Source organism: Streptomyces sp. NPDC085937, assembly GCF_044540535.1.
Taxonomy (GTDB): domain Bacteria; phylum Actinomycetota; class Actinomycetes; order Streptomycetales; family Streptomycetaceae; genus Streptomyces.
Genome location: NZ_JBITSH010000004.1, coordinates 528,275 through 547,836 on the forward strand (window position 1 = coordinate 528,275; position 19,562 = coordinate 547,836).

Sequence of the window (19,562 nt, forward strand, 5' to 3'; positions counted from 1 at the left end):
CCTTCCTGGTTCACCCGCCCGGGTTGATCGAAAGTTGACGTCTTGTCAAGCCTAGTTGCCGGGATCGGCGGTGGCCATGCAGGAGGCCGGATGTGGCAAAATATTGCCGACTCTCATCTTGCTGTGTCGTTACTCTTCTCGTTCCTGTAGGCGACGCTGATTGATCCTCTGCAAAAGATCATTCGCCTGTCGTGTTTCGGGATGTTGATCGCCAAGCATGCGCCGGTAGCGATGCACGGTTTCCTCCTGTAGCTGCTCGGCACGGTCGAGCCTGTGCAGGTGGTGCAGAATCTCGGACAGAGCCTGTGCCGCACGCAGACTCTGTGGATGATCTGTGCCGAGGATCTGGTGGGACCGTGCCAGGGTGGCTTCCTGCAACCGGAGGGCTTCCTGAAGATGGCCAAGATTGCGCTGAACGGTCGCGTAAGAGGTGGCGGCCCGAAGCGTGTACGGGTGCTCTTCTCCGAAAGCGTGCCGGCAGCGCTCCAGAGTGTCCTCGTCAAGGACCCGCGCCTCCGCGTACTGGCCGAGCGCTAACAGGTCGGCGGCGAGATGGTTCGCCGAGCGCAGGGTGTCGGGATGATCGTCGCCCAGGACACGCCGGTAGCGGGCCAAGGTGTCCTCGTGAAGGCGCCTGGCCTCGTCGTGGTGCCCCATGGCCCCCAGGTCGACCGCGAGGTGGTTGGCGGAGTGCAAAGTGTGTGGGTGGTCCTCGCCCAGAACACTGCGGTATGTGTTTAGTGTCTCCTCCTGTAGGGCGCGTGCGGCCTCATACCGCCCGAGCAGCCGGAGGTTGATGGCGGAGCCGTGGGCGAGGCGCAGGCTGTCGGTGTGCTCCTTGCCCATAACGCGGTGGTAGCGCGGTAGGGCGTCGTCGTACAGGGACCGGGCTTCTTCATAGCGGCCCTGTTCGCGGAGAGCGCGGGCCATACAGCGGGTCGCCCACAGGACGTGGACGTCGTCAGGTCCCAAATCACGCCGCCACGAGTCGCGGAGGGACTGAGCCAGTCTTGCACCGGCATCGGCGTCGCCACGCTCGATCAAATACCATGCCGTGTTGCAGGCCAGGGCGCGCAGGTGCAGGTCCGTGGGAGTAGTCGGCTCCACGGCGAGCAGATGCGGGACGATACGCGCCCATTCCGGCCAGCTCGCCGGATCCTCGGGGTCGCCCGGGGAGTTGGCGACGAGTAGGGCGCGCGCATGCCTGCGTACGCGTTCCCGGGCCGTGGGGGAGAGCAGGTCACGGACCACACCCTGCACAAGCCGGTGCAGACGTACACCGCCACGGTTGCTCTTGGCCAGACCGAAGCGGACAGCCGTGGCGATGGCGCGACGTAAGGCCATCCCGTCGCCGGAGACATGGGCCAGGGCGGCTAGAACTCCGTCGTCGTCCGCCGTGATGTCGTCCACTGCCATGAGCCAGCGCACCGGAATGGACTCGGCGGCGAGTAGCGCGCACACGTGGACGGTTGCCAGCCCGACGGGGTCGGCGCGGGTGAGCTGGTCAAGACTTAGACCGATCACCGCTGCGAGGGACCTTGGGTAATCGCCCGCCTCACCCTCGTTGAGCAGCGCGGCGGGATGGGTATTGAGTAGATTCAGGTAATCGCCGACCTCGGTGGCCGTCTCCGCCAGGAAGCCACCGGCCTGGCAGAGAGCCAGGGGGAGGTAATCCAGTTCCTCCGCGAGGGCCTCGGCCTCGTCCTGCCGCAACTCCGGGCAGTGTGTCCTCAACAGGTCCACCGACTCGGATTCACCCATCACATCCACAGGCACCGTCGTGGCCACGCGCTCCCAGCCGCCGGCGCGGGAGGTGATCAGCACATGGCCCGGACCGCCGGGCAGCCATTGGGACACGCTGGTTCGCTCCTCGGTGTTGTCGAAGATGAGCAGCCAGCGGTCTCGACCACGTAGATGCGACTTCACCACCGCTGCCGCCGTGGCAGTGTCGGTGCTTTTCTCGACCAGCCTGAGTTCCACGGCGAGTGCCGCGAGTTGTTCACCGACCAGTGACGAGTCCTCGGCGGCGAGCCACCACACGAGGTCATAGTTGTCCGCGTGACGGTGTGCGTACTCGACGGCGATCTGAGTCTTGCCGACCCCTCCAGGCCCGCGCAGTGCCTGAACCACTGATGCGCCACCCCGGTCGAAGCGCTGGAATAGTTCATGGAGGATCAAATCCCGACCGATGAACTCCGGATTGCGCGGTTCCAGGTTCCAGATGGCCGGCAGACCACCCGCCACTCGCTCCCCGAAGGGCGGCCGCGGGGGCTGTTCCTCGAACGCCTCGGGCCGTATCGGGGCGACGGGCCCGGCAACCGCTGCTACCTGTGGCTCGTCGGCCCCCGGCAGAGCCGACGCCGTGGCCCGCGGAGACATGTGGGGCTGTTGGGCTGCCAAGGTGTCACGATGGTCAACTCGCGAGGCTATCGCATCGTCGCTTGCCCACATTTTCGCCGCAAGCTCTTGGTCCGCGGAGCGCGCCTGCGAGTCAGCCATCACCTCGGCAAGTCCGCTTTCGACTTGGACGGACGGCTGAGCGTTGAGAGGTTCGGGCTCCTGTTGGAGGTCCGTCAGCGCGTCGAAGACGGCCTCAGCCTCGGCCCAGTGTCCTTGCTTCTGCAGTGCCGCGCCAACGACCGTCAAGATGTGGGCGGCCCGTTCCACCGCCTGGCTCTGCCGTCGCACCAACGCGAGTAGTTGCTCGCACTGTTCCTCCAGTTCGGCCGTGCGCTGCCGGGCGCGCGCGAGTTGCTGTGCGTGCGACTCGTCCGATCTGGTCGCGGGTTCGCTCACTTTGTACTGAACGGCCAGCCGGTTCCAGGTGGTCTCCCACACCTGTACCTCGCCCGGCTCCGCTCCGCAGAGTTCGACGAAGGTAAGCAGAAACGCCTTGCTCGGAAATTTCCTGCCTCGCAACACCTCGCCCAGGGTGGTGCGTGGAAGGGACCGTCCCTTCCCCTGGGCGGCGGCGGATTTCTCGAGGTCGCGATACGAAGGACTGTCCGCTTGGGCGCGGATCATGCGCATGAAGCGTGCGAGATCCTCTTTGTTGCTCGCCTGAGAAGGATCAATACGGCCCTCTGAGCCCTGGTACATAACTCCCCCGACTTCACAGGTCCACTGTCCGACAGTGTCCCGGAACGTCCACAGCTTAAGTGTCCCAAGCCAAGTTGGGACACGACTTGTCCCAACTTGGCGGAACTTCGTCCCATGCAGGTTCTTCCTGAACCGGGTTTCATCTGGCTTTGGCATGGCTGATGGTGGGACACCCCACCGGGCTGCTCTGATGGGAAGTCAAGAGCTCCGGCGGCCTTGCGAGGAGGAATCGGTGATCAGGACTCTCAGGCTCCGCATCCGGGCCGGGAAGGCCCTGTCCCTCGGGCGATCCGTGGCCATGTCCGCATTTTCCGCGTCGCACGGCAATCAGGTGGTGGCCGGCGCCCTCAGCGGAACAGGCGCGGGCCTTGCGATGAGCTTTCTGGGGGCCTCCACCGTGGACGCAAGCAGTTTCGGACTCGCGTTCGCAGCAGCCGTTGTAAAGATGCTGTCTGTCTTGCGTAGGTCCTCCAACGGGCAGGCCGAGGAACTGTCGACCGAAGAAGCCTTGCACAGGGGCAAACCGGACGCGACAGACGAGAAATGAAGGGCTTCGACGGGACGTCGCGTGCCACCACTCGTAGCGGGCAAGGAGCCTCGCTGACGGTTTCCCGCAATGATTGCGGAGTGAGTTGATCTTCAGAGGCTGGTTCGATTTCGGCGTCGAGCTCTCTTCACTTGGCACGTACCCTCGGCGGGCTTGATGTTCCTTGATCGACTCGGCAGCGTTTGACCGTCTTGCGGCCGTCGTGGAGTTTGGCCCGGTGCTACCCGTGACGGCCGCCAGGCGATCGAGGAACGACCGGTCCGTCTGGCCGCGACGGCTGGCCGACTCGGCACTGTGGACGGGGTGTACTGCGGCCATCGCAACGGGGACACCTGCAGCGACCGTGGGGGGCGCGGGGGGCGAAGGTGAAGGAGATTCGGGCCCTGCTGAACTACCACGGCTACGGGGCCAAGGTGGACGGCCACTTCGGCGCGGCCGCGGAGTCGAAGGTGAGGGCTCAGAAACGGGTGAAGATCAAGGTGGACGGGATCGTGGGGTCGCGGATGCGGTTCTGGCTGTGCTCGGAGCGAGGGATACGGGGGTTTGATGGCGCTTCTTGAATCTCCCCACTTGCTGCTAATCGGTGGGGCAAACCTGCTCTGTTGATCTCCCCACCCATCGTGTGATCTTGCCCGGTGTGTCGTCGTATCTGGCAGTTGATCCGGAAAGCCTGCGTGCGCAAGTTCGGCCTGCTCGGGGGCCTGGATGCTTACGCGGGAAAAAGACGTGGATGCTCATGCACTGCGTCGGCAGGGATGGACGATCTCGGCGATCGCCGGGCATCTGGGCCGGGACCGCAAGACGATCCGGGCCTAAACGTCGCGGTGATCGCGCACCCGCCGGGCGAGGAAATTCAGTTCGACCGGCTGGAACTGCCCGATCCTCCCGACGGATGGGGGGTGGGTGAGCACGCGCATCTGCTGGTCGGAGCCCTCGCGCACTCGGGCCGGTGGAGGGCGGTGCTGGCGGAGTCGGAGGACTTCCCCCATCTGGTCCAGGCCCTGGACGATGTCGTGCGCAAGCTGGGCGGAACCGCCCGCCGGTGGCGCTTGGACCGGATGGCCACCGTCTGCTACCCCTCCACCGGCCAGGTCACCGCGGCGTTCGCCGCCGTTGCCAAGTACTACGGGGTCGGGGTGGACATCTGCCCGCCCCGCCGCGGCAACCGCAAGGGAGTGGTGGAGAAGGCCAACCACTCGGCAGCTCAACGCTGGTGGCGCACAGTTCCCGACGGCCTCACGGTCGTGCAGGCCCAGTCCGGCGTCGACAAGCTCTCGCTCCGGATGGACGACCGGCTTCGGCGGATCGACGGAGCGGTCACCACCGTCGGCGAACTCGCTTCGGCCGAGCCCCTGCTCGACATCCCGGTGAAACCCTTCCCGGCCGAGTTGGAGGTCGAGCGGACCGTCAGCCCGCAGAGCCTGGTCGCCTTCGACGGCAACTTGTACTCCGTCCCGCCCGGCCTGCCCGGCGTCACGGTCAAGATCCTGCACCGGCTCGGCGACGACGAGCTGCGGATCGTCACCACCGGCCGGGCCGTCGTTGCCCGCCACCGCTGGGCCCCACGAGGCGCCGGGCAGACCGTCCGGGACGACGGACACGTCATCGCCCTGGAGAGGGCGGTGCTGTCCTCGTTCTCCGACCGGGCTCCGTGCAAGACCAAGGTCCGCAAACCGCCGTCAGCCGCAGCCCTGGCCGAAGCCGAGCGCCTGCGCGAAGGGCCGGCCGCAGGCAGTTCAGCCGAACGGGTCGTGATCGACCTGAACCACTATGCCGCCGTGGCCGACCGGCTGCGGAGCGTTCCCTCATCGAAGCAGGAGGAGAGTCCGGAGTGAGTACGTCACCGATGCAGGTGAGCGAAGCCCGCCGATTCCAACAGCTCAGAGGCCACCTGTCCTACCTCAAACTCAACGACGCCGCCGAGGCGTTCAACAGGGTCCTGGACCAGGCCCGCACCGAGCGGATGTCACTGACCGCAGCCCTGGAACGGCTCCTGGAGATCGAGGTCGAAGCCACCGAAGCCCGCAAACTCGCCGCCCGGGAACGGTTCGCCTGCCTGCCCGAGCCCTGGACCCTGGCCGACTTCGACTTCGCCGCCCAGCCCGGCGTCGACGAGAAGCTGATCCGCGACCTGGCCACCTTGCGCTTCCTCGACGACGCCTCCAACGTGCTGTTCGTCGGCCCTCCCGGAGTAGGCAAGACCATGCTGTCCGTCGCCCTCGGACGAGCGGCCGTCGACGCCGGCCACCGCGTCTACTTCACCACCGCCGCCGAACTCTCAGCCAAGTGCCACAAGGCCGCCCTCGAAGGCCGCCGGAAGACCTGCATGCGCTTCTTCGCAGGTCCGAAACTTTTGATCACCGATGAGCTCGGTTATCTGCCGCTGCCCGAGGACGGCGCCTCGGCCCTGTTCCAGGTGATCAACCAGAGGTATCTCAAGTCCAGCACGATCCTGACGACCAACGTCGGGATCGCCGACTGGGCCGGAGCCTTCGGCGACGCCACCGCCGCCGCCATGCTCGACCGGCTCCTGCACCGGGCTGCCGTCGCTGGCATCGACGGACCCTCCTACCGACTTCGCGGCCACCAGAACCAGGCCGACGCCATGCGCAAGGGAGTCAACGCACGTGTCTCCTGACCCCACCCACAACAACGACCAGCTCACCCCCCCAAATCGATCAACCGCCCAGTCTGCGCAGGCGAGTTCGCGCCGAGCCCGAGACAGATCTACTGCTCTCCCCGCTGCGAGAGCGCCGCCCACCGGCGCGCTCCAGCCGGCCTGGTCGCCCACACATGCCCGGTCTGCGATGGCACTTCACCGCCAACCCCCGACTCCGCCAGATCCATTGCTCGCCCGAATGCCGTCGCGAGTCGGAAAGACAACGCAACCGGACCCGCGACGAAGAACGGGCACGACGCCTCGGCGAACACCCCCGAACCCTTCCGCCCTCTCCGCAGCCGACAGCCCCCGGGACCATCGACCCCCTGGCACCGACCGCCATCCGGAACTGCCCGCACTGCGACCAGCCCGTCACGATCGTCGCCCTGCTCGCCACCCAGGAAGCCGCCCGCCGCCCCACGATCACCAACCGCGTCACCGACATCGCCCCACTCAGACGCCTCCAGTGAGCATCGGCTGACCGCCACCGATCACCGGGCCCGCAACACTCAGGTCCCCGAGCGCAGCTGGTCCAGTTCGCTGCCGATCGCATCCCGCAGCGCGTCATGCTGCGGACCGAGCCTGAACTGCTCATCACTCCACCGTTCACGCGGATAGAGCCACACCGGCTTGCCCACCACATCGGCCGGCTCCCACTCGAACCGCGGCCAGACATGCGCATGCAAGAACGGGTCCGCGTTCCCAAGGATCTCCAGATTGATCCGGCGGAAGGCCGGGTCCAGCCGCCGACAGGCACGCTCGACCGCTTCACCGAGCTGGTCCATGTCAGACAGGAACGACAGCCGCTTCGCCCCCGGCAGGTCCGACAGCCTCTGCACATCCGGCTCGTCCACGAGCAGAACCGAGTAGCCCGGCAGGAACTGAACGTCCCCGATCACCGCGAACCCCGACGTCAGCCGCCGCAGCACGGTCGGGTTCTCGCCCCTCAGCGCAGCCCCGATCCGGTCCATCCGCCAGTCACCAGTCATGGCCAGAACCTACATTCTGGTGATCAAGGACTGCTCTTCGATCCCCACCCTCCTCACACAGTTCAAAGACCAAGCAAGTGGGGAGAGGAGCGGCCTCGGCCGTTTTCAAAGATCCCCATCACATGCGGCTGCGGGGTACACCCATGGTGCTAGAGGTGCGGAAACGGTCGTGGAGGGTCTTGACGGTATCGGCCCACGCACTGTCGGCCTGCCGTGGCAGATCATGGCCGGCGTGGTAGACCAACTGTCGATAGATCGGGTGCATGACTGCGGTTAGGAGGAAGGGGCGCCCCGGCCCATGTCCTGTAGGTCGGGGCGTTCCGGGAAGGAGCGGGCGGCTGGTCAGAGGTACCAGTGGGTCGGCTCTGCGGCGAAGGTGCCGTCGTGCAGAGGCACGTCGGTCAACTGGAAACGGTCCACCCGCCCATCGCGGACGCGGGTGACCGTGCTGCCGGCTGGCCGGGTGCTGGAGAATTGCAGCGGGCTGCCGTCGGCGGTCACCGTGCCGAGCAGTGTGTAGCGGCGGACGTGGGGTGTGGGCGGTCCGGCAGCATGCCGGAGGCTTCGACGGCCGTGTGTCCGGCGAGCGAAGTACGCCGCTCCGGACAGGGCGATTGCGGCCCCCAAGGCTCCAATGAACTCGGGCAGGGCTTCCCGGAGAAGGCTCATGCTGCGGTCTCCCAGTCCTTGGCCAGACGGCGGACCTTGCGACGCAGCCGTTCGGCGAAGCGGGGATCACGGGAAGCGCCGGCGGCCACGGCGGCCTCACGCCAGCTCTCGGCTCCGGATGTGTACCAGGCCAGGACCGTCTTGCGCTCCACGTCATTGAGGTTGTCCAGGATGAAGTACACTCGAGGATCCTCCGTCCCCGCATTGGCCTCCATGACCGGCTCCCAGGCAGAGGCCTGGTCGATCTGCTCGCGGGTAAGCTCGCTTTCCAGGAGGATTCTCCAGCCCTGGATTTGGTGTCTCCACAACGGACACTCCGGGTCGCTGCCGGTCCGGAGCAACCTGCGGACCAGCCCAGGTAGTCGGTGGTCGTTCGTAGCGGCGAACTCCTCTCCATGCAGGAGGAGTGTCGCCGCAACATCCGGGCCCACCGGGAAGCCCAAATCGAACTGGGTGTTGACGATGCGCACGGTCATTTCGGCGTCGCCGGTCTCGGCGATTTGCCGGGCCACTGCCAACCAGTAACGGAGGCGCGCACCGGGGTGCTCGGACATGGGGGAGGATGAGGATGTGGCGGTCTTGGGCGTGTGAGCTTGCGGAGTTCCGCGGACCGCTCGAAGGGCGGCTTGGTAGTTCTCGCCGGTCTGGCCCTGACGCTGTTTGGCGTCGAGTTTGCGGCACCGGTGCTTAACCACGTGGTCGTCCTGGCTCCGGCGTGACGGTCCCGTGACCCGGCACGCCTACAGGGCGGCTGAAGTCACAGAGATGCGGAGCACCTTCGGGCCGTCATCGCCATACCGGTCACGGGTCGGTCAGCTGGGCCGCGGCCGCTGTACGGCCGGAGGCCGGCCTAGCTGAGGAGACGAATGGTCCGTCAAGGGTTTTTGTCCGCCGCTGGTGCCTCAATCGCTTCGTTCTTCCACCGCGTCGCCACGCCCCGCGAGCCGGTTGCCCCGCTCGCATCGGTCGCCACGACGTACGCCGCCGGGCGTGGGGCATGGACGCCGGCGCCATCACGGCGGCCGTAAAGGACGCGCGGTTCTTCGCGCGATAGAACTCTCGGCTCGAGGTTTTTAGGCCCACGACGTCCGCAGTCAGGCGGAACTTGCGGAGTGCGCCTCGCCCGGCTGCACGCCGGCGTCGACCGCTCCCTCATGACCATCAACCAGCCTTGACCCAGCAGACACCCGCACGGTCGACACCTACGTCGCAGGCCCAGCCGCACTTCTCATCGCCAAGGCATACAAGCTGCATGAGCGCATCGAGCAAGCCGACCGCGGGAGACCCGAGCGACTGTCCGCCAAGGATGCCGGAGACGTCTACCGCACCATGAGCGCCATTCGCCCTACGGAAGTCGCCGCCACCTTCACTATGCTGCGCAGCAACCCCCGCGTCAGTGCTATCGCGGAGCACTGACTCGAGCCCCTGCACGCCCTGTTCGGTGCCCCGGCTACACGAGGTACGGAACTTGCGGTCCAGGCCCTCGCGGGTGACATTCCTGAGGAGCGCACCAGGGGCCTAACCCCAGCATACGTAGGGGCCCTCAACCGCTAGAATCGGTAGGACCCTTGCGCGCTGTGAGGGGCCTGGAGGAAGGCTGCCGAGTCCTGCCGCTACCTCCGGGGGGACGTTGAGGCGGTGGAGGGGCCTTGCCGGCAGGACTGGAGGACCCAAGATAAGGCGGGGCGCTGGGCAGAAGCCCATGGCACGGGCAACCGTTCCAAGCGGCCCTTGGGGTGAAGCCGCGACACGCGGCCGGGCGTTTGAAGCAGCCCGAACTCGACAGGTCATCTTTCAGAGGCGGACTTACTGCTACGCCCGGCTTGAACAAGCCGGAGCGGCGGTGTGTCCGAGACTCTGTTGTGTTCGGCTCCCGTCGCACTACCCCAGCAGCCCGTTCCTTTCAAGAGGTCCCTGTGCTGGAAGCACTCTCTATTGTCCTGGCCGCACTAATCTCACTGTGCGTTTCGCTTGGCATGGTTCTTCTCCGTAGGGCAGCCAATGACAGTGCCGCAGAAGCAACAACGTGCGGCACCATAGCGTTCTTCACATGTTTCGCTGCGATGATTCCTGCTCTAGCATTCCTTTTTTCACCGGATGGGGCATGACCACAGAAGTGTCTCGCCCACGCACGGAAAGCTAGTCGATCTAAGCGGCAGCAACTGTAGTCGCCTCCCGCCTGCTGAAGCTGGTTGGAGGCGACGCCCCTCGTGGATCAGAAGCGGTCCTGCGTCCAAAGGATCGAGCGACGAACGCTCCGCCAACAGCGGTTGCCGCACCTCGCACGAGGTAGAGGCCGGCCTCGTGGCGGAGACGCCTTACACGGTGTCCCACCGGCCCCGGGGGTTCTTCAGGAGGGTTACTTCCCTTATGTGCGATGTGCTGACTGCATGTCAGTGAGCCGGTGGCAGTGGTGGTTGATCAGGTAGGGCGTGTTCTTGCAGGTCTCTGGCCCGCCTGCCACGCGGCAGGGACACCGGGCGTCCGCTGCGCTCCCGCCTCACTGCGCGGCTCCTGCCTGGGAGATTCACAACGTGGTGGTGAAACCGGGTGGTGTTCGTTGGGTCCGGCGGCCGCGTAAAGGTGAGGACAGCCAAATTGCCGTAGCGGACCGTCGTCCATGTGCGCGGGCGTCAGGAAGGGCGACTCCTGGCACCCGAAGCTGCACGGGGCCTGGCCCGTTCACCAGCTACTTCTTCTCGGGTTCCGGTCCCGGGTCCCTCCGCAGCTTCGTGCACGGCACCCCAGCCATTTTCGCCCGCAGGGCCATCCCGGTGTCGTACGTCACCAGCTTGACCGGGCCGGCCGCCACCGCCTTCAACGCCAGGGCCCGGTCGACGATTTCGTCGTCCTCATCCGGCAGCCGCACATGACCCGGAGGATCGGGCAAAACCTCGACCTCTACAAACCCCAGCATGGTCTCCGCATCCAGAAGCCGGTCCAGCACCGCCAGCCCCAACCTTGCCCGCCACCGAACGTGCGCCGACGTCCTGGCCTCCTTCAGACGATCCAGCTCGTCCACCACCGTCATGGGAACAGCGAGCCGAACACCTCCAGCCTGACCAGCGAGTGCCGAGAAGTCAGCATCCTCCAGCTTCTCCTCATGCTCGATGAAGAAGCTGGTGTCGAGAACCAGCGTCGAAACCGACTCCCGCCACCTGCGGATCGTGTCCAGCGTTGACTCGATCGCCCGATCCAGAGCGGCCATCCGCTGCCGGACCTCCTGGTCGATCAGCTGGTTCGAGACTTTCGGCGCCAGTCGGCCGCCCACATGTCCAGCGCCGCTCAGCAGGGCCCAGTAGACCGGGGTGAAGAACAGCGCCTCTACATCCTTCGTCCGTACCTGCCCCTCGAACAGCCGTGCGTGCTCAGTCGCCCACGTCAGATACGACAGCAGATACTCCTCTGGGGTGTTGTGGTTGTTCAGGTTCGACGCCTTGGTGTGGGCAGCTCGCAGAAGCTGGGGAACAAGCTCCAGCCTGGCACCGGGTATTGGAGTGACGATCATTCGCGGATCATGCCAGGGCACGCCACCTCTCGTCCGGGCTTTCGAAAGCCTGCAGGCCGCACTCACCCAGGCCGTGTGACCACCCTCCCTGCCTGTCTCGGACACGGGCCAGGGTGCAGAAAGCTGCACCCGCAGCAGGCATATGTGGGTGCTGTTCCGGACACAGCGACGCAAGCAGCGACCGTCGGCCCGCGGCGTGGGCGGGGCTGCCGTCTGTCAGGTGTGGCCCCTCGAACTGGTCTTGCGCGTCGTCTACGGTCTCCTTGCGGCCTCTGCCGGCGGTCGGCGCCGGTTACCGAGCCAGGACTGGAGCCTCACATTGATTGACGACCCCGACAGCTCTATCCCGGCTATAGACGCTGTCCCGACCCTCTACCACGGCGTCACCTTCCGGTCTCGGCTCGAGGCCGACTGGGCTGCCACGTTGGACAGCAAAGGCATCGCCTGGCAGTACGAGCCCGAACTGATCACGCTGCCCTCCGGCACGCTGTACCTCCCCGACTTCTGGCTTCCTGAAATAGGCACGTGGCTCGAGGTGAAAGGCCCCGGTATCCCGCGCCTCGAGAAGACGAAGGAGCTGGCGCAGACGCGTGCATGCGCGTGCAAGGCCTCCTGCAGCTGTCGGTGGCCCGGTGGCGAATTTGTCATCATCGGTAAGACTTCGGAGCCCTCGCCGTGGAACGAGCCTGGGCACCCGGCCCCGCGGCGGATACGCGAGCTGGGCGACCCCTCTCGGGCCGTCCGCATACTTCGTGACCTGCCCGGCATGCAGGCGGGCCCAGTGGAGAACCCTTCAACGCCCTTGGCGGTGCCGCGCCTGCGATGCGCTGCTGGGGAAGGCGTCGCTGTACAGACCTGCCGACCGCGCCGTCGTATTCATGGAGGCCGCGAGCGGGTTGGGGGCGCTCTTCAGGCTGCCTGACCTGGGAGAGTCCTTCGTTGAGGAAGAACTCGCTGGTCTCGGCAACGTTCCAGGGGACGACGAGGACGGTTTCTGACCGGTTCGGCGGGAGGCTGGCCACAGCCGCCGGGTGAGCCGCGTGGCCGGACACGCCCGTGCGATTGGTCAGGCGCTGTGCCTTGCCTGCAGCTTTGAAGCGGAAGCCGAAGAGGCCGCCTCTTCGTCGTCGGTGAGGCGGGGGCTGCGGATGTGTGGTTCGGGGTTGAATCCGCGCTGGGCAGCGGTGCTGAGGATCTTGTGAGCGGGACTGCAGACCTGGGCGGGGGAGACGGGTGCGAGTACGGCGAAGGCAAGGGCAGCCGTGGCCTGCCCCCACTCAATCGAGTCAAAATCCGGCGTAACTCGTTCGTCCGCCCCGGCTCACTGCCTAGCGTCAGGTCGAGATCAAGCAGGTTGGCAGTGGTCTGAGGTGAGCACTGCCAAGGCACTACTCGAACGAATGGACCCGACTGCGATGGCGACAGCACTGGAGATGACAGCGGCACCGGAACTGGCAGTGCTGCGGGCCCTGGAGCGAGCGGGAAACCGGATGTTCCCACGTTCCGAGCGGGCCAGACTCAAAGGCGTCCCGCCATGGGAGATCTACGTCCACCTGCCGGCTGACCCTAGCCGCCTCGACGACCTGCTCACCGGTGCCTGGGATCTGCCCGCAGTAGCGGGATTCTCGGAAGATCTCATCTCTGCTCTGGACACCTACACCCGAACTCTGCTGGCATCCGGCCACGCTTTCGACCGAGACGATTTGCAGCGAGTCCTGGCACGCCTTTGAAAGCGCTAGTCGGGCAGGTCGACGATGAGACGTCGAACCGGTTCGAGACCCTTTTCGGTTGTGTCCTGAGAAGTGGTGTACCGGTTCCCACCTGATCCGGGCGTTGGGCCCGGCGTCGGAATGAGGGCCCGGATATGAGAACGGCCACCGGCTGATCTTCGAGATGTCGAAAGCTCGAAGGGGACCAGCACGATGACCGCACCCGACAGTCTGCCCCTGCATGCCCTCGCCGAGGAGAACCTCGCCGCGGCGAGTCCCGATCTGCTGCGCGCGATGATCAAAACGTTCGCCGGCGCCCTCATGTCCGCCGAGGCCGATGCCCTCTGCAACGCCGAATACGGGCAGGTCAGCGACGAACGCGTCAACCACCGCAACGGCTATCGCCCGCGGGAGTGGGACACCCGCGCCGGGACCGTCGAGCTGGCCGTTCCCAAGCTGCGGCAGGGCAGTTACTTCCCGCACTGGCTGCTGGAACGACGACGCCGGGCCGAGCAGGCCCTGATCTCGGTGGTCGCCACCGCCTACCTCGTCGGCGTCTCCACCCGCAGAGTGGAGAAGCTTGCCGAGTCCCTCGGCGTCACCCAGTTGTCGAAGTCCCAGGTCAGCGCGATGGCCAAGCATCTGGACGGGCAGGTTGCCACCTTCCGCAACCGGCCTCTGGACGCCGGCCCGTACTCGTTCGTCTGGGTCGACGTGCTGACGCAGAAGGTCCGCGAGGGCGGTCGCATCATCAACGTGCATGCGCTGATCGCGGTCGGTGTCAACGCCGACGGCCACCGCGAGATCCTCGGCCTGGACGTGGCCACCGCCGAGGACGGCGCGGGCTGGCTGGCCTTCCTGCGTTCCCTGATCGCCCGCAGCCTGTCCGGCGTCCAGCTGGTCGTCTCCGACGCCCACGCCGGCCTGGTGGACGCGATCGGCGCGGTGCTGCCCGGCGCCTCCTGGCAACGCTGTCGCACCCACTACGCGAGGAACTTGCTGAGCCAGGTGCCGAAGTCGGCCCAGCCCTGAATGGCCACGCTGCTGCGGACCGTGTTCGAACAGCCCGACACCGACGCGGTGAAGGCACAGATGACCCACGTCCTGGACGCTTTGGAGGCCAAGTTCCCGAAGGCGGCGGCCCACTTGGACGCCGCCCGGCACGACCTGCTGGCCTTCACCGCCTTCCCGCGGGAGATGCGGCGGCAGATCTGGTCGAACAATCCGCAGGAGCGGCTGAACAAGGAGATCCGGCGCCGCACCGACGTGGTGGGCATCTTCCCCGACCACACCGCCGTCATCCGTCTGGTCGGTGCGGTCCTGGCCGAGCAGAACGACGAGTGGACCGAGGCCCGCCGTTACATGGGCCGCGAGCTCCTCGCCAAGGCCCGCCTCCACCCGATCGAGTCAGAAAACGACGATACCGCCCTGCCCACCGGACTCACCGCATAGCCTCAAGACGAGATCGCCGAGTGGCCGTCGATACACCACTCCAGCGGACGTGACCCCCTTTTTCACGATGCTCAGCTCATCCTCCTGAGCACCAGTGCGGTGCCGTCGCATAGCAGCGGCCTTCCGGAACGAGCCTCCTGGGAGGCCGCCTGTGCTAGTGATCGTCTTCGCACGGATGGTGTCCCCACTCCAAGGAACCATGGATGCGGTCGACCACAATCTCCCCATGGTTGAGAGCGTACGGGGTGGCTGCCACCTCTGGATCGGCCTTGATGATCGCGAGGACCCGCCCGGCCACGTTCAAGTCGACGACTCCCTCGGCGCCCAGAAGCATCTGGTCGAGGTACGCGGCGTAGTGCCGGGCCGCGCCCGGGCGCCGGTCCAGAGCGAAGCGGGCCGCCCGGAGTTCTGGTGCGGTGAGCTCACCGGCTTCGCGGCGGCGCCGGCAACCGCGGCACAGATGGATCAGATGCCACGGGTTGGGGAAGTCCGGCTGCAAGCCGGTCTTACGGAGGAACGCCGGGGTCTTCGTCACGGCGGGGTCTTCCAAGGCGACGATGTCGTGGGGCTGCGGAAACTGCCGAGTCGGGTGGGACATCGAGCACTCCGGGCTGAGCGCGAACAGGAGCCTTCGGATGGCGTCGGACATGCGCGGCGGCTCACCCTGGTCGACGAGTGCCTCCTCTTCGTGCTTGGCCTGGAGCCAGAGACGTTCGAACCGACGGAGTGTCTTCTCGATGCCCGTCGCTTGGCTGATGCCCATGCCCCAGTGGCGGACCCATAGCGTCAACTGGCTGACGATGGCCATCGTCAGTCGCTGTTCGGGCACCTTGGCCAGGCGGAACACGTTGTGGACGCCAGTGGGGCTCTTAGCGACCGCCCCGGCCAGCTCCCGGACACTGGGCAACCCTGCCCGGCGATGCAGGGTATGCAGCTCCTGGTTGAGGTCTCGGCGAGCACCGGGTGGCAGGTCCGGCCGTTCGATGACTCCCATGTGGCTCTTGCTCTTCTTTCGTGTGGATTTGTCGTATCAGCGGGCAGCGGGGTTACGTCGTCCAGCGCGAGCGATTCGACGCCGGCGCCATTCGAGCCGGGCCCAGCGGGCGCCCCAGGCAGCCAGTGCGACGAAGAGGCCGGACGTAACGTTCTCAATGATGTTCATGGGGAAACCCTCCCAACGCGTATGGCGCGAATGGACAGATCTGAACAGTAAGGTCGCTACCCTCCCGATCGACGGCAGGAGGCCCCAGGGCGCCACGTCCCCGGGGCCTCACCCTTCGCTGACCTTGCAGCCCAACGACTGGCCGGGCGGCATGTCACGCCCAATCGATGCCCAGCTCCGCGAGCGCGGCGAGCTGGTCGGCGTCCAGCCGGTCCCTCCTGGATTTGGTGTTGGATACCCATACGCCCAGCTTGACGGTCACCGGCTCCGTCTCGCCGTCGACCGTGATCTCTTCGCTGTGGCCCCTCGGTACCGGCCGGTGGGCGCCTTCCCGCTCCACCCACTGCGCGAGCGCTGCAAGGCCGCGCTGGAACGCCTGCTGCGCCTTGCCCTGCCCCTTCGTCGCACCCTTGGCGGCCGGTGCGGGAGACGGGGCGTCAGCTGGCGTGATGCCCAGCTTCGCCAGCCGTTCCTGCTGCTCGGGCAGGAGCCGCGCCCAGATGGCCGGCTGCTTCTGCTGCTGGAGCCATTTGCCGATGTCGTCGCCGTCCATGAGTACGCCGGGTGCGATGTCGGGCAGGTGGCCGTCGGCGTCGGCGAGGTCGGCGAGGTGGCGGTAGTGGCGCTGCCAGTTCAGCGGCCAGGGGCAGTTCCAGTCCCCATCGATCTCCGACAGCTGCTGCGCGCGCACGGCGGCCCGCTCCGGGTCCTTGCCCAGCCCGCTCTTCCGACGAAGGTTGGCCATGTGCTGGCCGACCGGCACCAGACCCTCGGCTTCGCCCTCGCCCCACACGGCGTCCTGGCGGGGTGCAAGGTGCCCCATGGCCCGCCGGTAGGACCGGAGTGCGGCGAGCTTGTTCTCCCACGCTTCCTCGCCGGGTTCCCACACCATCCCAGCGTCGGGCGCGTCCAGCAGTGTCTTGCGGTGGGGATCGAGTTCACCGGCGCGTAGCGCCTTGCGCTGCTGGTGGACCCATCGTCCGAGCGGAAACGCCTTCGTCGCCCCGACCTCGACCTCAACGTCGTAGGGAACAGCGTAGACGCCGGTGATCTCGTTCTCCCTGCGCCAGCGCAGCAGGGCCTGGTAGCCCTGCAGCCACACCAGCGACTCCGGCCGGTAGACCCGGGTGCGCAGGAACGCCGCGATCGTCGCCGCGTCGCGCGGGCTGGAGAAGTGGAGCAGCGCCGCTTCGGCAGCGGCCTGGGTGTCGTCGTCCTCCTCGCCGTCGCCCTCGCCGCCGGTCCCGATGATCCGCCCGTCCTCGTTACGCCGGACGTGCACCTTGCGCTTCCCGCTGGTGAGGGCGCGGGAGGCGAGTTGCTCGACGAGTCGTTCGTCATGCGAGCGCAGGCCCTGGAGGACCGCTACAAGGGGGCGGAAGCTGGCACTGGCGACCATGTCGGTCGGGTCCTCGCCAGGCTCCAGGAAGACGGGCACGATGATCCTGGCGACCTTGAGGGAGCCGTCCTTGTTGAGGCGGAGCGCGCGGCCGATGTTCTGCACGATCTCCACCTGCGAGCCACGGGTGTCGGCGAAGCAGACGGCCTCAACCCCCCGTTCGCCGGTAATGTCGACGCCTTCTCCGAGGACGCGGCAGCTGGCGAGGAAGGCTCGGTGGACCCGGCGTCCGGCGGCGTCGATGCCGTTGGCGAACTGCCTGATGACCTCACGCCGCTCGGATACGAGGTGGTCGCCGCACAGCCACGCCGACCACACCCGGTCCGGGGGTACGTGGCGGCCGGCCTCCAGTTCGTAGAGCTTCGCGTCGATCGACGACGCGGGGAGCTCCACCGCCTTGGCCAGGTCCTCGTCCGAGGCGTCGCCTGCGTACAGCTCGGCAGCCGTCTCCGGCAGCTTCTCAGCGAAAGCCGCGGCCTCCTCCACCTTCTGGTGGAACGTCATGACCGTACGCAGGTTGTACGCCGCGGTGTGCTCCAAAAGCGCGGTCTGCAGCAGCGCCAGGCGCCGACCGCGCCGCGCCTCTTCGGACTCCCCGACGGGGGAGGGGTCGCGGATCTCCAGCACGTCGATCTCGAACCCGGCTAGGATCTCCCGCTCGATCGCCTCCGAGAGTCCGAGCTCCGCGAGCCACGCCCCGTACGTGCCCTCCGGGTCATCGTCCATGCTCGCGATCTCCGCCTCCTGGCCCTCCGCGCCCATCTGCGGCCGGGGCGCGGCGAGGATGCGCGGGGTCGCGGTCAGGTAGAGCCGGAAGTCCGCGGGAATGCGGGCGTTGTCGTGGATCGCCGCCCACGGCCGACCAAGATCACCGGCGGTGCCGTGGGCCTCGTCCACGATCGCGAGGTCGAAGCCCGCCATGCGCTGGCCGTACAGCCGCTCTCCGCCCGCCAGAGCGGCCTCCAGCGGCCCGCGAACCTTCCGCTGGCCCTCGGGTGCATCGATGTCCTCGCGGTCCACCAGGGAGGCGTACGTGGCGAACACGACCACCGGCCCGGTCCCGGTCCACAGGGCGAGCTGGATCGGGTTGGTGGTGGTTCGCACGCCCAGCTCATTCAGGACCGGGTCGTTCTCCAGCGAGCACACCGCGACCATCGGCGCCCGGTGGCCCACCAGGCGCCACGCCTGGGTGGTCTGCGCGAGCAGGTCCAGGGTGGGCACGGTCACGAGGATCCGCCCGTCCCGGAAGGACTCGAGCGCGCACGCGGCGGCGGTGATCGTCTTCCCCGATCCGGTCGCGGACACGATCGTGCCCCGCGCCCCCTCCGAAGGCACGGATGACCTTGCAGGAAATCCAACCCACCTCCGGAATTTTTCCTTCTGATCCACTTGATGTTTTCGAAGTCGAAGAATTCTGCTCATCCCTCTCCCGCCTGGACCGCTCAACCGAACCCGAAAAGAAAAACCTCACCAACCATGCTCAGGCGGGCCGATAATGTCCTTCCCGACCAGACGCGCAAGATGCCGCGCCCTGTCTTCGTCGCCGGGATAGACGTGGACATAGACCGTGTGCCCTGTCATCGGTTCATGGTTAGCATCGATGTTGAAACAGGCCTGAACGCCCGTACGTGCATACTCAGGCCCCAGGTCAAGCTCCGGTATGGCCGGCCAGGTGAGCCCCATCCACGCCAGCTGGCCCCACACCGCAGGGCGCAACACCTCCACAGCCTCGGAAAGAATGTCCTCTCCGACCTCCTCCGCGGTGAGTTCCACGGGCAGCAATCCAGCCAACACCCCGGGATCAGCAGGCAGTTCGGTGCTCCAGAAGCCAGAACAGCGATGGAAAAACTGCGCCTCGGGGAAAAGGCCACGAGCCTTCAAGGCAACGTCAACGTCGCGAAGCTCAGCATCAAGAGCGGGGTATGCGGTTCCAGCCTCATGAACCTCTCCACGCTGGACGAGAGCAGAGGCCACAGAAACGATGCTCGCCACATCAAAGGCGTGATAGATTGGATAAGCCTGTGTGTTACCCATCAACCCTCCAAGCTCTCCACGGGGCATCTCTCATTTTTGCCAACACTACATGGTGCATCAACTGAGAACCATTACACTACAGTCAACACGACCGAGTAACTTCACCGGGGTGCAGGAGTCCCACCCCCACAGAGGTGACCTTCGCAGCCGCCCGGGCCGAAGGCCCGTTGGTCGCCCCGCGCAGCGGGGCCGGCCTCCGGGGCGCGTAGCGCCCCGGGTGACTGGAGCGCAGCGAAAGCCACCCGGTCGCCCCGCGCAGCCCCGGGAGTACAGGGGACGGGACGTCACCCGCCTTGCGCAGCAAGGCGGGTGAGCAGGATGCGCAGCATCCTGCC

13 protein-coding genes and 1 pseudogene are annotated in these 19,562 nt (G+C 66.6%); 6 read left to right on the forward strand and 8 right to left on the reverse strand.

The window, feature by feature from the left end; all coding sequences use genetic code 11:
• Positions 1–129: 129 nt before the first annotated feature.
• Positions 130–3,099, reverse strand: a complete 2,970-nt coding sequence (gene fxsT, locus ACIF8S_RS12555; RefSeq protein ID WP_399998989.1) for an FxSxx-COOH system tetratricopeptide repeat protein — start codon at positions 3,097–3,099, stop codon at positions 130–132.
• 232 nt (positions 3,100–3,331) lie between these two features.
• Between fxsT and ACIF8S_RS12560 the strand changes: the two genes are divergently transcribed.
• The 4 genes from ACIF8S_RS12560 to istB all read left to right on the forward strand — a co-directional run bounded on the left by ACIF8S_RS12560 (position 3,332) and on the right by istB (position 6,284).
• Entirely contained in the window at positions 3,332–3,646 is a 315-nt protein-coding gene (locus ACIF8S_RS12560; protein ID WP_399998990.1) for a hypothetical protein, read from the forward strand.
• A 365-nt stretch (positions 3,647–4,011) separates the two neighbouring features.
• Positions 4,012–4,206 carry a peptidoglycan-binding domain-containing protein gene (locus ACIF8S_RS12565; RefSeq protein ID WP_399998991.1) on the forward strand — a complete coding sequence of 65 codons (195 nt, stop codon included), beginning with the start codon at positions 4,012–4,014 and terminating at the stop codon, positions 4,204–4,206.
• Positions 4,207–4,470: 264 nt separating this feature from the next.
• On the forward strand, positions 4,471–5,481 hold the full coding sequence (locus tag ACIF8S_RS12570; RefSeq protein WP_399998992.1) for a Mu transposase domain-containing protein: 1,011 nt from the start codon (positions 4,471–4,473) through the stop codon (positions 5,479–5,481).
• On the forward strand, positions 5,478–6,284 hold the full coding sequence (istB, locus tag ACIF8S_RS12575; protein ID WP_399998993.1) for an IS21-like element helper ATPase IstB: 807 nt from the start codon (positions 5,478–5,480) through the stop codon (positions 6,282–6,284). Before ACIF8S_RS12570 ends, istB begins: the two co-directional genes overlap by 4 nt.
• Positions 6,285–6,814: 530 nt before the next feature.
• Here the strand turns inward: istB and ACIF8S_RS12580 are convergent.
• From ACIF8S_RS12580 to ACIF8S_RS12595, 4 genes are all read right to left on the reverse strand, one after another.
• Positions 6,815–7,294: a diadenosine tetraphosphate hydrolase gene (locus ACIF8S_RS12580; RefSeq protein WP_399998994.1), complete on the reverse strand. Its 480-nt coding sequence runs from the start codon at positions 7,292–7,294 to the stop codon at positions 6,815–6,817.
• 342 nt (positions 7,295–7,636) lie between these two features.
• Positions 7,637–7,795 (reverse strand): hypothetical protein, encoded by a 159-nt coding sequence (locus ACIF8S_RS12585; protein ID WP_399998995.1) that lies wholly within the window; start codon positions 7,793–7,795, stop codon positions 7,637–7,639.
• Between the two features lie 164 nt (positions 7,796–7,959).
• Positions 7,960–8,517 carry a hypothetical protein gene (locus ACIF8S_RS12590; RefSeq protein ID WP_399998997.1) on the reverse strand — a complete coding sequence of 186 codons (558 nt, stop codon included), beginning with the start codon at positions 8,515–8,517 and terminating at the stop codon, positions 7,960–7,962.
• A gap of 2,135 nt (positions 8,518–10,652) precedes the next feature.
• Positions 10,653–11,471 carry a PIN domain-containing protein gene (locus ACIF8S_RS12595; protein WP_399998998.1) on the reverse strand — a complete coding sequence of 273 codons (819 nt, stop codon included), beginning with the start codon at positions 11,469–11,471 and terminating at the stop codon, positions 10,653–10,655.
• Positions 11,472–12,841: 1,370 nt separating this feature from the next.
• Here ACIF8S_RS12595 and ACIF8S_RS12600 point away from each other — a divergent pair.
• Positions 12,842–13,201, forward strand: a complete 360-nt coding sequence (locus ACIF8S_RS12600; protein ID WP_399998999.1) for a hypothetical protein — start codon at positions 12,842–12,844, stop codon at positions 13,199–13,201.
• A gap of 192 nt (positions 13,202–13,393) precedes the next feature.
• Positions 13,394–14,632 (forward strand): annotated as a pseudogene (locus tag ACIF8S_RS12605) (IS256 family transposase).
• 154 nt (positions 14,633–14,786) lie between these two features.
• On the opposite strand, the gene ACIF8S_RS12610 reads toward ACIF8S_RS12605, so the two are convergent.
• The 3 genes from ACIF8S_RS12610 to ACIF8S_RS12620 form a co-directional block, all read right to left on the reverse strand.
• Positions 14,787–15,626, reverse strand: a complete 840-nt coding sequence (locus tag ACIF8S_RS12610) for a hypothetical protein (RefSeq protein WP_399999000.1) — start codon at positions 15,624–15,626, stop codon at positions 14,787–14,789.
• 322 nt (positions 15,627–15,948) lie between these two features.
• Positions 15,949–18,615 (reverse strand): Helicase associated domain protein, encoded by a 2,667-nt coding sequence (locus ACIF8S_RS12615; RefSeq protein ID WP_399999001.1) that lies wholly within the window; start codon positions 18,613–18,615, stop codon positions 15,949–15,951.
• Between the two features lie 45 nt (positions 18,616–18,660).
• Entirely contained in the window at positions 18,661–19,227 is a 567-nt protein-coding gene (locus tag ACIF8S_RS12620; protein ID WP_399999002.1) for a hypothetical protein, read from the reverse strand.
• Positions 19,228–19,562: the final 335 nt, after the last annotated feature.